Genomic DNA, 14099 nt, shown 5'->3' on the forward strand with positions numbered 1-14099 from the left:
ATAAATGCTCCAGCACACGATCCGCAACCCTGGAATGCGCCTCGCAGAACCTATGCGTAAATCCCCCAAAACCGTCCCGCTGTGGCATCATAGCGCGCAGATAACGTCATGACAGGGGTGATAAACGTGAAACCGGTAACGCTATACGATGTGGCAGACCATGCAGGTGTCTCTTACCAGACCGTCTCGCGCGTCGTTAATCAGGCCAGCCACGTTTCCGCAAAAACCCGACAAAAAGTTGAGGCCGCGATGGCGGAACTCAATTACATCCCTAACCGCGTCGCACAGCAGCTGGCTGGCAAACAGACGCCGCTGATTGGCGTTGTGACGGCGAACCTTGCCCTGCATGCCCCCTCACAAATCGTTGCCGCCATAAAATCCCGTGCCGACCAGTCCGGTGCCAGCGTGGTGATCGCCATGGTCGAGCGCAGCGGCGTTGAGGCATGTAAAGCCGCGGTCCACAACCTGCTTTCTCAGCGCGTAACCGGGCTTATCATCAACTATCCACTGGATGAAGAAGACGCCATTGCCGTGGCCGCCGCCTGCGGTACGGTGCCGGTGCTGTTTCTCGATGTCTCTGACCTGACGCCAATTAACAGCGTGATTTTCTCGCATGACGACGGCGCGCGCCTCGGCGTTGAACATCTGGTGCAGTACGGACATCAGCGTATCGCCCTGCTGAGCGGACCGCACACTTCCGTTTCGGCAAGGCTTCGCCGTTCGGGCTGGCACAAGTATCTGGCACATTACCAGCTACAACCCGTTGTGGAGCTGGAAGGCGACTGGAGCGCGATGTCTGGTTTTCAGCAAACGATGCATATGCTGAATAACGGTAACCTCCCTACCGCCATGCTGGTCGCTAACGATCAAATGGCGCTGGGCGCGATGCGCGCAATCAGCGAGTTCGGTCTGCGGGTGGCGGTAGATATCTCGGTGATTGGCTACGATGATACCGAAGACAGCGCCTGCTACATTCCACCGCTGACCACCATCAGGCAAGATTTTCCGTTATTGGGTGAAACCAGCGTCGACAGGCTGCTGCAACTTCCCCGTGGCGAATCAACCGTGGGCAACCAACTGCTGCCCGTCACCCTGGTTAAGCGCAAAACGGTTCTGCCACCCAACACCCAAACCACCTCACCCCAGGCGCTGGCCGATTCATTGATCCAGCTCGCGCGGCAAGTTTCTCAGCTCGCACCCAAATTGTGAACGCACAACAATTGTGTGAGTCAGTTCACTCATTGAACTCCCCAGCCTTTACAGTTGGGATCGCTTATCCGTATTTTGATTGAAATTGTGAGCGAATAACAAATTCAAACAGGATACCGTTATGAACCTGAACACAGATTCACTCTCCGCTGTTCTGGCCCGCCGTGACTGGGAAAATCCCGGCGTCACGCAGCTCAACCGCCTGGAGGCGCATCCACCGTTCTGTAGCTGGCGTTCAGCAGATGACGCACGTACGAATCAGCGTTCAAGTCAGTTACGCTCGCTGAATGGCCGGTGGCAATTTGCCTGGTTTGCCGCGCCGGAGGCTGTGCCGGAAAGCTGGCTTACAAGCGATCTGCCACAAGCTGATACTATCAACGTCCCCTCTAACTGGCAGATGGACGGTTACGATGCGCCAATTTATACCAACGTCACCTACCCAATCCCGGTTAACCCTCCGTACGTTCCGGCACAGAACCCGACAGGATGTTACTCGCTCACATTTCATATTGACGATGCCTGGTTAGATGAGGGTCAGACGCGCATTATTTTTGACGGCGTGAACTCCGCATTTCATTTGTGGTGCAACGGCCGCTGGGTCGGCTACGGACAGGACAGCCGCCTGCCATCTGAATTCGATCTTAGCGATTATCTGCAGCACGGCGAAAACCGTCTGGCGGTGATGGTGCTGCGCTGGAGCGATGGCAGCTATCTGGAAGACCAGGATATGTGGCGCATGAGCGGTATTTTTCGCGACGTATCTTTGCTGCATAAGCCCACAACGCAAATTCGCGACCTGCGCATTAATACCCGGTTTAACGACGACTTCAGCCGCGCCATGCTGGCAGTGGAAGTCAGAGTAGCGGGCAACGCGAGCGAAGATTTACGCGTAGCCCTGCAATTGTGGGAGGGAGAAACGCTCACAGCCGAAACGAATTCCCCACTCGGCAGTGAGATTATTGATGAACGCGGTGCTTATCATGACCGGGTGACTCTGTGTCTGAACGTCGAAAAACCGGCTCTGTGGAGTGCCGAAACGCCCAATCTGTACCGCGCCGTTGTGCAGCTGCGCACCGCGGACGGAGCGCTGATAGAAGCGGAGGCCTGTGACGTCGGCTTTCGTCAGGTTTGCATTGAAAACGGACTGCTGTTACTCAATGGTAAGCCGCTGTTGATTCGCGGTACCAACCGCCATGAGCACCATCAGATCAACGGCCAGGTGATGGATGAGGCGACGATGGTGCAAGACATCATCCTGATGAAGCAGAATAACTTCAACGCCGTGCGCTGCTCCCATTACCCAAATCACCCGCTGTGGTACACCCTGTGCGATCGCTACGGCTTGTATGTCGTCGACGAAGCCAACATTGAAACCCACGGCATGGTGCCGATGAATCGCCTCACCGACGATCCCGCATGGTTGCCTGCCATGAGCCAGCGCGTCACGCGCATGGTGCAGCGCGATCGCAACCATCCGAGCATTATTATCTGGTCTCTGGGCAATGAATCCGGCCATGGCGTCAATCACGACGCGCTCTACCGCTGGATAAAATCAGAAGACCCGTCACGCCCGGTACAATATGAAGGCGGCGGCGCAAATACCGCAGCGACCGATATTATTTGCCCGATGTACGCCCGCGTCGATCAAGATCAGCCCTTCCCCGCCGTCCCCAAATGGTCGATTAAAAAGTGGCTGTCGATGCCCGGCGAGCACCGTCCGCTGATCCTTTGTGAATATGCCCACGCCATGGGCAACAGTTTCGGTGGCTTCGCCAAATACTGGCAAGCGTTCCGTCAGTATCCGCGCCTGCAGGGCGGATTTGTCTGGGACTGGGTGGATCAGTCGCTGACCAAATATGATGAGAACGGCAAAGCATGGTCAGCCTACGGTGGCGATTTTGGCGACACACCTAACGATCGTCAGTTTTGCATGAACGGGCTGGTGTTCGCCGATCGCACCCCACACCCGGCGTTATACGAGGCCAAACATGAACAGCAGTTTTTCCAGTTCACGTTACTGCCGGGCGCTGAACGCCAGATTGAAGTGACCAGCGAATATCTGTTCCGCCGCAGCGATAACGAAGTTCTGCACTGGTCTATTGCCCTGGACGGCAACCCGCTGGCCGCCGGAGAAATCGTTCTGGATATCGCTCCACAGGGTCGCCAGGTGATTACCCTGCCAGATGTCCCGATGCAGGAAACCGCAGGTCAGCTGTGGCTGACGGTACGCGTAGAACAACCTCAGGCAACCGCGTGGTCAGACGCCGGGCACATCAGCGCCTGGCAGCAATGGAAGCTTCAAGAGAAGCTCAGCCTGACGCAACTGCCGTCTGCCCGCACCGCGCCACAGCTCAATGTGAGCGAAAACGTCTTTACCATTGAGAACGACAACAAGCGCTGGCAATTCGACCGTCAGTCTGGCCTGCTGACACAGTACTGGATTGGCGATTCAGCCCAACTGTTGACTCCGCTTACTGACCAGTTCACCCGCGCCCCGCTGGACAACGACATCGGCGTGAGCGAGTCAACCCGCATCGACCCGAACGCCTGGGTCGAACGCTGGAAGGCCGCCGGTCACTATCAGGCTGAAGCAACGTTATTACACTGTGCTGCCGACACGCTGAGCGATGCGGTACTGATCACCACTGAACATGCGTGGCAGTATCAGGGCGAAACGCTGTTCATCAGCCGAAAAAGCTACCGCATTGACGGCAAGGGTGAAATGCAGATAACGGTGGATGTCGACGTTGCCAGCGATACGCCGCATCCGGCCCGCATCGGCCTGAGCTGCCAGTTAGTGCAGATCGCAGAGCGAGTGAACTGGTTAGGTCTCGGTCCACATGAGAACTACCCGGACCGTCTGGGCGCCGCCTGTTTTGATCGCTGGGATCTGTCGCTTGATGAGATGTACACCCCGTATGTTTTCCCAAGTGAAAACGGTCTGCGCTGCGGCACGCGCGAACTGCACTTCGGCGCGCACCAGTGGCGTGGGGACTTCCTGTTCAACATCAGCCGCTTTAGCCAGCAGCAACTGATGGAAACCAGCCACCGCCATTTGCTGCAGCCTGAGGCGGGCACCTGGCTCAATATTGATGGCTTCCATATGGGCGTTGGCGGCGATGATTCGTGGAGCCCTTCCGTGTTGCCGGAATTTCTGCTGAGCGCCGGACGCTACCACTTCCAGTTCGTCTGGGGCCAAAAATAATAATATAAGTTGGGCAGGCCCAAACCTGCCCGCATTTATAGGAAGTCTGTTATGTATTATTTAAAAAACACTAACTTTTGGATGTTCGGCTTTTTCTTCTTCTTTTACTTTTTTATTATGGGCGCGTATTTCCCCTTCTTCCCTATCTGGTTACACGAGGTAAACCATATCAGCAAAGGCGATACCGGCATCATCTTCGCTTGTATCTCACTGTTTTCTTTGTTATTCCAGCCAATTTTCGGACTACTATCCGACAAGCTTGGCCTGCGTAAACATCTACTGTGGGTAATTACCGGCATGCTGGTAATGTTTGCCCCGTTCTTTATTTACGTTTTTGGTCCGTTATTACAAGTTAATATTTTACTGGGTTCAATTGTCGGTGGGATTTACCTTGGCTTTATTTACAATGCCGGCGCTCCGGCGATTGAAGCCTATATTGAAAAAGCCAGCCGCCGAAGCAACTTTGAATTTGGTCGCGCGCGCATGTTTGGTTGCGTAGGCTGGGCGCTGTGCGCCTCGATTGCCGGCATTATGTTCACCATCAATAACCAATTTGTCTTTTGGTTAGGCTCCGGATGCGCGGTCATTTTGGCATTGCTGCTGTTATTTTCAAAAACAGATGCCCCCTCTTCAGCAAAAGTCGCGGATGCGGTAGGTGCCAATAACTCGGCATTCAGCCTGAAGCTGGCGCTGGAGTTATTTAAACAACCAAAACTTTGGTTCCTTTCCCTGTACGTAGTTGGCGTTTCCTGTACTTACGATGTGTTTGACCAGCAGTTCGCCAACTTCTTTACCTCGTTCTTTGCCACCGGCGAACAGGGTACCCGCGTGTTTGGCTACGTCACGACGATGGGAGAATTACTCAACGCCTCAATCATGTTCTTTGCGCCGCTGATTGTGAATCGCATCGGCGGCAAGAACGCCCTGCTGCTGGCAGGTACGATCATGTCGGTAAGGATTATTGGCTCCTCATTCGCCACCACTGCGCTGGAAGTCGTTATTCTCAAAACGTTGCATATGTTTGAGATACCGTTCCTGATCGTCGGTTGCTTCAAATACATCACCAGTCAGTTTGAAGTGCGTTTCTCGGCGACGATTTATCTGGTGTGTTTCTGCTTCTTCAAACAGTTAGCAATGATTTTCATGTCAGTTCTGGCCGGAAAAATGTATGAAAGTATTGGTTTCCAGGGAGCTTATCTGGTGCTGGGGATCATTGCGCTGAGCTTCACGCTGATTTCCATATTTACCCTAAGTGGGCCGGGGCCGTTTTCCCTGCTGCGTCGTCGCGAAAGCGTCGTGCTGTAAAAGCATCTTTGCCGGATGCACCACTCACGTGGTTTATCCGGCCTACAACGCGTCATCTTCACACGACCATCCTGACCTGGAGGTTTAAGTTCTGCGGGCAACAAACCGCTTTTTTACCGTTATGGTAAAACGGGGCGATAAGCCAGGTCATAGCATGAGCAGAAAGACAATTGCGGTAACGGCGCTCTTGATCAGCGCACTACTTTCAGGATGTGGCAGCATTGATGCACGCACGGCAGGCGAGAATTCAGATACCTATTACGTGGGTATGCATCATGATATTGATAAACTAAAAAACCCAGGCGCTTACGATTATAACTATTTCGATTTAGCGCTGTTGTTTGTTGATGTGCCGTTATCGTTCGTGGCCGATACGGTTTATGCGCCGTTTGATTACTATCACGGGCCGTATAAGAAAGTGGATTAGAACGTAGGCCCGGTAAGCATTGCGCCACCGGGCATCACACGATGTTACTCCTCGATCGCCTGACGGATTTGCAGCAGCGACGCGGGATCGTCAATGGTCGTCAGATCGCCGGGATCGCGGCCTTCGCAGATCGCCTGGATCGTCCGTCTGAGCATTTTACCGGAACGTGTTTTCGGCAACTGCGACACAAACCAGACGTGTGCCGGACGGCCAAAGTTGCCAATCTGGCTGTCCACCAGCGCCATAATCGCCTTCTCTTCCGAATGTGCGATGTCGCGATCTTCAAGGCTGTCGCTTTGTTTCGGAATAACAAACGCGACCGCTACCTGCCCCTTCAGCGCGTCCTTCACGCCGACTACCGCCACTTCCGCAACGTTCGGATAGCTGGAAATACTCTCCTCGATCTCGCGCGTCCCCAACCGGTGCCCTGCCACGTTTATCACGTCATCCGTACGCCCCAGAATGAAGTAATAGCCGTCAGCGTCACGAATGCCCCAGTCAAAGGTGGCGTACACCTGGCGAGAAAACAGCGACCAGTAGGTATTCACAAACCGCGCGTCATCCCCCCAGATAGTCTGGATACAGCCCGGCGGCAGCGGCCCTTCAATCACCAGCATGCCCTTCTCATTCGCCGCACAAGGTTCACCGGTCACCTCATTGAGCAGTTGTACGTTGTAGCCGTACATCGGCACGCCGGGACTGCCCAGACGCGACGGCCTGTCGTCCAGCCCGCGGGCAATTGCCATAATCGGCCAGCCGGATTCGGTCTGCCAGTAGTTATCGATAACCGGGACGCCCAGCGTTTCTGTTACCCAACTGGCGGTTGGTTCGTCCAGCGGTTCCCCCGCCAGATACAACACCTCCAGCGAGGAGAGATCGTGATTACGGATTTGCGCGGTCGGGAATTTCTTCAGCACGCGGATGGCGGTCGGGGCGGAGAACATCCGGCAGACCTGATACTTCTCAACAATTTTCCACCATACACCACAGTCCGGATACGTTGGCAGACCTTCGTAAACCACCGTCGCCATCCCCGCCAGCAGCGGGGCATACACGATATACGAATGCCCAACTACCCAGCCGATATCCGACGCGCAGAAGAACACGCCGCCCGCTTTACCGCCGAAAATGGTGTCCATCGAGGTCGCCAGCGCGACCGCATAGCCGCCAACGTCGCGCTGGACGCCTTTCGGTTTACCGGTTGTCCCGGAGGTGTAGAGAATGCAGGATGTTTCGTTTGATTCCAGCCAGACAACTGGTACCCGCGCGCCGAGATGCTGTTGGCGCAGGGCGGCAAAGTCGGGGTCACGTCCCTCGACCCGCGCCATTTTCGCCAGACCGCGATCGACCAGCACCACATGACGCGGTCGGTGCTGCGCCTGTTCGATCGCATCATCGAGCAGCTTTTTATACGGCAGGATCTTGCCCCCGCGCGCCCCGGCATCCGCCGAGACGATAACCACCGGTCTGGCGTCGTCGATGCGCGCCGCCACGCTGTGCGAGGCGAAACCACCGAACACCACCGAATGAATTGCCCCAATGCGTGCGCAGGCCAGCAGCGTAATGTGCGCCTCGGCGATCATCGGCATATACACCAGCACCCGATCGCCACGCTGTACGCCCAGCGACAATAGCATCGCCGCCGCGACGTTCACTTCGTCATACAGCTGACGAAAGGTAAAAGTGCGTTCTTCTTCAGTTTCTGATGACACAGCAATCAGCGCCAGCGCGTCAGGCTGTTTCTCCAGCCAGCGGTCGATGGCGTTATGGCACAGATTGGTCGTGCCGCCGCAAAACCAGCGGGCAAACGGCGGGTTGCTGTGGTCCAGTACCTGCGTATACGGCTGCTGCCAGTCAATACGCTGGGCCTGCTCGGCCCAGAACGACTCCGGTTGCGTTATGGAACGTTGATAAAACTCGCTATAAGACATAATGCTCTCCTGTTGAACTTACGCCTTGCTGCACGCTGGTTTAAATAATGAAGAGATCCATATACTCATTGACCGGCATCTGCTCCAGGCGAGTTCTGTCCAGGGAGACATCCAGGATGCGCTGCTGCTGACGGGTCGGGAACTGACGCGCCAGGTTGATTTTGAACTTCTCGACCAGCTTCGGCATGCCGTCAGTACGACGACGCGCATGGCCGATTGGGTATTCCACTACCACTTCTTCAAAGCGTGAGCCGTCGGTGAATTCCAGAGTGATGGCGTTGGCGATGGCGCGTTTTTCAGGGTCGTGGTAATCGGCGGTAAAGGCCGGATCTTCGAAGCAGTTGATCTTCTCGCGCAGTGCATCAATGCGTTTGTCCTGCGCCACGCCGTCTTCGTAATCTGCCGCCGTTAAGCGCCCGAACAGCAGCGGAATGGCCACCATATACTGGATACAGTGATCCCTGTCCGCCGGGTTATTCAGCGGGCCTTTTTTATCGATGATGCGGATACAGGCTTCGTGCGTACGAATGGTCACTTTTTCGATATCGGCAGCAGTCTTACCTGCGGCCTGTAACTGCTCGTACAGCGTCATGGCCGCTTCTACCGCGGTCTGCGAGTGGAACTCGGCCGGGAAGGAGATTTTAAACAGCACGTTTTCCATCACATAAGAGCCGTACGGGCGCTGGAAGCGGAAAGATTCGCCTTTGAAAGAGACGTCATAGAAGCCCCAGGTTTTCGCCGTCAGCGCAGACGGATACCCCATCTCACCGGTTTTAGCCATCAATGCCAGACGTACCGCGCGCGAGGTCGCATCGCCTGCGGCCCAGGATTTACGCGTGCCGGTATTTGGCGCATGGCGATAAGTACGCAGCGACTGGCCGTCGACCCACGCCAGCGACACGGCGTTGAGAATTTCATCCCGGTTTAGGCCAAGCATCTCAGCGACCACCGCCGTGGAGGCCACTTTTACCAGCAGGACGTGATCGAGACCAACACGGTTAAACGAGTTTTCCAGCGCGATACAGCCCTGAATCTCATGAGCTTTGATCATCCCGGTCAGCACCGTTTTCATGGTCAACGGCGCTTTCCCCACCGCCACCGCATTACGCGACAGCCAGTCAGCCGTGGCCAAAATACCGCCGAGGTTATCAGAAGGATGACCCCACTCAGCGGCAAGCCAGGTATCGTTGAAGTCCAGCCAGCGGATCATCGCACCGATGTTAAACGCCGCCTGCACCGGGTCGAGCTGGAACTGGGTGCCAGGTACGCGCACGCCGTTCGGTACCACTGTGCCTGGGACGACCGGCCCCAGCAGTTTTTTACAGGCCGGATATTCCAGCGCTTCCAGGCCGCAGCCTAAGGTATCAAGCAGGCAATAATGCGCGGTGTCATACGCCACCTTCGAGGTGATCTCGTAGTTCATGACGTAATCAACGATATCAACGATTTCACGGTCAAATTCGGGGCGGACGTTCGAAATATGTGCGGACATAGGGTACATTTCCTGTTTTTTATCTTTATACCCGTCATACTTCAAGCTGCATGCGCGTTGGCTACGCTCGCTCCCCCCAGTCACATAGTTCGCTATGCTCCTGGGGATTCACTCACTTGCCGCCTTCATGCAACTCGAATTATTTAGGGTATGAGGTTTTGAATTAGCAACGTTTTTCAATCGGGACAAATTCGCGATCTTCCGGGCCGGTATAGTTGGCGGAAGGACGGATAATTTTATTGTCCTGGCGCTGTTCGATGATGTGCGCCGCCCAGCCGGTGACGCGGGCGATGACAAACAGCGGGGTGAACATTTCGGTGGGAACGCCCATCATGTTGTAAGAGACCGCCGAGAACCAGTCGAGGTTGGGGAACATCTTTTTCGTTTCCCACATTACGTCTTCCAGACGGTCGGCGATGTTGTACATTTTCAGCGAACCACCTTCCTGAGAAAGCTGTTTCGCCACGCGCTTGATCACCTGATGGCGCGGGTCGGCGATGGTGTAAACCGGATGACCAAAGCCAATCACCACTTCTTTGTTTTCCACGCGTTTACGGATATCTGCTTCGGCTTCGTCCGGCGTTTCGTAGCGCTGTTGGATCTCCAGCGACACTTCATTCGCCCCGCCGTGTTTCGGTCCACGCAGTGCGCCAATCGCGCCGATAATCGCGGAATACATATCGGAGCCGGTCCCGGCAATCACGCGGCTGGTAAAAGTGGAGGCGTTAAATTCGTGCTCGGCGTACAGCACCAGCGAAATATGCATCGCTTTTTCCCAGCTTCGCGACGGTTTTTCGCCATGCAGCAGGTGCAGGAAGTGACCGCCAATGGAATCATCGTCAGTTTCCGGCTGAATACGCTCGCCGTTATGGCTGTAGTGATACCAGTACAAAAGGATTGAACTGAGCGATGCCAGTAGCTTGTCGGCAATATCGCGCGCGCCGGAGACGGTATGACCTTCTTTTTCCGGCAGCGTACAGCCCAGCGCGGAGACACCGGTGCGCATCACATCCATCGGATGCGAGGCAGCAGGCAGCGCTTCCAGCACGGTGCGTACGTTAGCGGGCAGTCCGCGCAGCGCTTTGAGTTTGCTTTTATAGGCGGTGAGTTCATCGCGGGTGGGTAATTTCCCGTGGATCAGCAGATGCGCGACTTCTTCAAATTCGCACTGCTGCGCCAGGTCGAGAATATCGTAGCCACGATAGTGCAGGTCGTTACCGCTTTTGCCTACGGTACACAGCGCAGTATTTCCGGCGGCAACACCTGACAGCGCAACCGATTTTTTAGGTTTAATGACATGGGTACTATTTTGCAGGATCGTTGTGTCGCTCATGTTGTCCTCGTCATTTTTATAATATGTAGGGTACAAATTTATTGCCGGATGGCGGCTGTGCCTTATCCGGCCTACGACGGTTACTTTTTGCTATACAACGCGTCGAGTTTCTCTTCGAACTGGTAGTAATTGATGCTTTCGTACAGTTCGTTGCGCGTCTGCATAATGTCGATCACGCTCTTTTGCGTTCCTTCCTGACGCAGCACGTTGTAAACCTTTTCCGCAGCGCGGTTCATAGCGCGGAAAGCCGACAGCGGATACAGCGCCATCGCGACGTTAGCGCTGCGCAGTTCATCGGTGGTGAACAGCGGCGTAGCGCCAAATTCGGTAATGTTGGCGAGGATCGGCACCTGCACCGCGTCGGCAAACTGGCGGTACATCGCAAGCTCGGTGATAGCTTCCGGAAACAGCATGTCCGCGCCTGCTTCGACGTACGCCTGGGCACGATCGATGGCTGCCTCTAACCCTTCTACCGCCAGCGCATCGGTCCGCGCCATGATGACAAAGTTGGGATCGGTACGTGCATCCACCGCGGCGCGGATCCTGTCGACCATCTCTTCTTTAGAGACGATCGCTTTGTTCGGGCGATGTCCGCAGCGCTTAGCGCCGATCTGATCTTCAATATGCAGCGCTGCAGCACCCGCTTTGGAAATCGACTTCACGGTACGCGCCACGTTGAACGCTGACGATCCAAACCCGATATCCGCATCCACCAGCAAGGGCAGCGGGCAAACATCAGTAATGCGACGAATATCGGTCAGCACATCATCAAGGGTAGAAATACCAAGATCCGGCAGACCCAGAGACCCTGCCGCGACGCCGCCGCCGGAGAGATAAATCGCCTGATACCCGGCACGTTGGGCCAGCAGAGCGTGATTGGCGTTGATGGAGCCCACGATTTGTAATGGATTTTCTTTGCTGAGCGCGGCGCGAAACGCCAGCCCTGGGGAGTGTAGAGACATATCCCGTCCTCTTGTTATCAACTTGTTAGCATTCGTTGATTTACTTAAAGCAAGGGGTATGCCAAAGACCTTAATTTTTAATTAATTTATATATTTCCCTTAAAAAACAATATATTAATATAAGTTACTGTATCTTTATTGCACAAAAGCGTGTCAGCTATCGTTTCATGAAACGTTCCTTCATGTTTCATTGCAACATTTATGAAACACAACTAAACCCTAATACTCGGTTCCTTACTTTTTGGGTTAGTTATGGCTGATACGCATCTTCCACCGCGGGTGAACGACGACAAACCGGTTATCTGGACGGTTTCTGTCACGCGCCTGTTCGAACTGTTTCGCGACATCAGCCTGGAGTTCGACCACCTGGCGACCATCACCCCCATTCAGCTTGGTTTCGAAAAAGCGGTGGCGTATATCCGCAAAAAACTGGCTACCGAGCGTTGTGATGCCATTATTGCGGCTGGCTCCAACGGGGCGTATCTGAAAAGCCGTTTATCGATCCCGGTGATCCTGATTAAACCCAGCGGATTTGACGTGCTACAGGCGCTGGCAAAAGCAGGAAAGCTCACCTCGTCGATTGGCGTCATTACCTATCAGGAAACCATTCCTGCGCTTCTCGCCTTTCAAAAAACCTTTAATTTGCAGCTTGAACAGCGCAGCTATATCACCGAGGAAGATGCCCGCGGGCAAATCAACGAGCTGAAGGCTGGCGGCACGCAGGCGGTAGTTGGTGCGGGATTGATTACCGATCTGGCAGAAGAAGCAGGTATGACCGGCATCTTTATCTATTCGGCGGCCACCGTGCGCCAGGCCTTTGTCGATGCGCTTGATATGACCCGCCTGACGCTGCGTAGAAACGGTCAGTACGCTTCTGGCGATACGTTACGCACCCGCTACGCGCTCGGTGATATGCGCGGTCATTCTGCGCAGATGGAACAGGTGCGACACACCATTATGCTCTACGCCCGCTCGCGTGCGCCGGTGCTAATTCAGGGTGAAACCGGTACGGGCAAAGAGCTGGCGGCACAGGCCATTCACCGTGAGTTTTTCACTCGTCAGGAGAATCGGCGCGGTAAACCCTCGCCGCCGTTTGTTGCCGTCAACTGCGGAGCAATCACCGAATCATTGCTGGAAGCGGAGCTGTTCGGCTATGAAGATGGCGCCTTTACCGGCTCTCGTCGGGGAGGACGCGCGGGCCTGTTTGAAATTGCTCATGGCGGAACCCTTTTTCTTGATGAGATAGGCGAGATGCCGCTGCCGTTACAAACCCGGCTGCTGCGCGTACTGGAAGAAAAAGAGGTCACCCGAGTCGGTGGGCATCAGCCTATTCCGGTCGATGTCAGGGTGATTAGCGCCACACACTGTAATCTGGAGCAGGAGATGAAACAGGGGGAGTTTCGTACCGATCTGTTTTATCGCCTGAGCATTTTACGCCTCAAGCTGCCGCCGCTACGCGAGCGATTGCCCGATATCCTGCCGCTGGCGGAAGGTTTTTTAAAACAGTCGCTGGCGGAACTGGATGTGCCGTTTTCTGAGCCAGTACGCAAGGGGCTGGGTTTAAGTCAGCCGACGTTACTGAATTATGGCTGGCCGGGGAATATCCGCGAACTGCGTAATATGATGGAGCGCCTGGCACTATTTTTAAGCGTCGAGCCGCAGCCGGAGCTGAATGTTGATTTTTTACAACAGCTATTACCGGAACTGGCCATTGTTGCAGACTCACCACAATCATCGTCATTGCTGACGCCGCAGCAGGTGTTGGCACAATTCAATGGTGATAAAACCGCGGCTGCACGCTATCTCGGAATTAGCAGAACCACGTTCTGGCGCAGATTAAAAGAAAACCCGCCGGTACAATGACCGGCGGGAATCGTGATTTTTACAGCAGCGTATTATTTTTTCTTGTAGATATTGGCTGTGCCATGGATTTTATTATCCGTTTGACCGGAAGTTAATACCACAACATCGGCACCTTTCTCTTCCGCTTTCTTCAGCAGTTCTTCTTTGGCATCTGCGACAGAAACTTCATTGCTCGTTGAGATATCACCGATTTTTGTGTACTGCGACTCAACCTTTTCAAACTCAAGCTTTGTCATAAACTCCGCGGCATATGCGTTGGTCACGACAAAAGCTAACGCACCAATAAGTACTTTAATTCCAGTTTTCATAGACCAGCTCCAGGTTTTGTTATGACGCCATCATCGATCCCTGAACATGAGATAACGCGATTCA

General features: G+C 54.5%; 10 protein-coding genes. 5 read left to right on the forward strand and 5 right to left on the reverse strand.

Features of this window, described 5'->3' with window-relative positions:
- Positions 1-126: 126 nt before the first annotated feature.
- The 4 genes from GUC46_RS18170 (at position 127) to GUC46_RS18185 (ending at position 6146) form a co-directional block, all read left to right on the forward strand.
- The gene (locus tag GUC46_RS18170; protein ID WP_057101206.1) at positions 127-1209 is read left to right on the forward strand and encodes a LacI family DNA-binding transcriptional regulator; all 1083 of its coding nucleotides are present in this window, start codon (positions 127-129) and stop codon (positions 1207-1209) included.
- A gap of 121 nt (positions 1210-1330) precedes the next feature.
- Entirely contained in the window at positions 1331-4414 is a 3084-nt protein-coding gene (locus GUC46_RS18175) for a beta-galactosidase (RefSeq protein ID WP_160180570.1), read from the forward strand.
- Between the two features lie 51 nt (positions 4415-4465).
- Positions 4466-5719, forward strand: a complete 1254-nt coding sequence (locus GUC46_RS18180; protein ID WP_160180572.1) for an MFS transporter — start codon at positions 4466-4468, stop codon at positions 5717-5719.
- 154 nt (positions 5720-5873) lie between these two features.
- The gene (locus GUC46_RS18185) at positions 5874-6146 is read left to right on the forward strand and encodes a YceK/YidQ family lipoprotein (RefSeq protein WP_044714406.1); all 273 of its coding nucleotides are present in this window, start codon (positions 5874-5876) and stop codon (positions 6144-6146) included.
- A 44-nt stretch (positions 6147-6190) separates the two neighbouring features.
- Here the strand turns inward: GUC46_RS18185 and prpE are convergent, their stop codons facing one another.
- The 4 genes from prpE to prpB form a co-directional block, all read right to left on the reverse strand.
- Complete coding sequence (gene prpE, locus GUC46_RS18190) at positions 6191-8077, reverse strand: propionate--CoA ligase (protein WP_160180573.1); 1887 nt, start codon at positions 8075-8077, stop codon at positions 6191-6193.
- Between the two features lie 40 nt (positions 8078-8117).
- Entirely contained in the window at positions 8118-9569 is a 1452-nt protein-coding gene (locus tag GUC46_RS18195) for a bifunctional 2-methylcitrate dehydratase/aconitate hydratase (RefSeq protein WP_016149668.1), read from the reverse strand.
- Positions 9570-9732: 163 nt separating this feature from the next.
- Positions 9733-10902 carry a 2-methylcitrate synthase gene (prpC, locus tag GUC46_RS18200; protein ID WP_003838667.1) on the reverse strand — a complete coding sequence of 390 codons (1170 nt, stop codon included), beginning with the start codon at positions 10900-10902 and terminating at the stop codon, positions 9733-9735.
- Between the two features lie 80 nt (positions 10903-10982).
- Positions 10983-11864, reverse strand: a complete 882-nt coding sequence (gene prpB / locus GUC46_RS18205) for a methylisocitrate lyase (protein ID WP_130714940.1) — start codon at positions 11862-11864, stop codon at positions 10983-10985.
- A gap of 252 nt (positions 11865-12116) precedes the next feature.
- On the opposite strand from prpB, the gene prpR reads away from it, so the two are divergent.
- Positions 12117-13727, forward strand: coding sequence for a propionate catabolism operon regulatory protein PrpR (prpR, locus tag GUC46_RS18210; RefSeq protein WP_016149666.1), 1611 nt, complete (start codon positions 12117-12119; stop codon positions 13725-13727).
- A 32-nt stretch (positions 13728-13759) separates the two neighbouring features.
- Here prpR and yahO read toward each other — a convergent pair whose 3' ends face one another.
- Entirely contained in the window at positions 13760-14035 is a 276-nt protein-coding gene (gene yahO, locus GUC46_RS18215; protein WP_003021310.1) for a DUF1471 family periplasmic protein YahO, read from the reverse strand.
- Positions 14036-14099: the final 64 nt, after the last annotated feature.

The organism is Citrobacter sp. LUTT5 (genome assembly GCF_009905315.1).
Classification (GTDB): Bacteria; Pseudomonadota; Gammaproteobacteria; order Enterobacterales; family Enterobacteriaceae; genus Citrobacter; species Citrobacter freundii.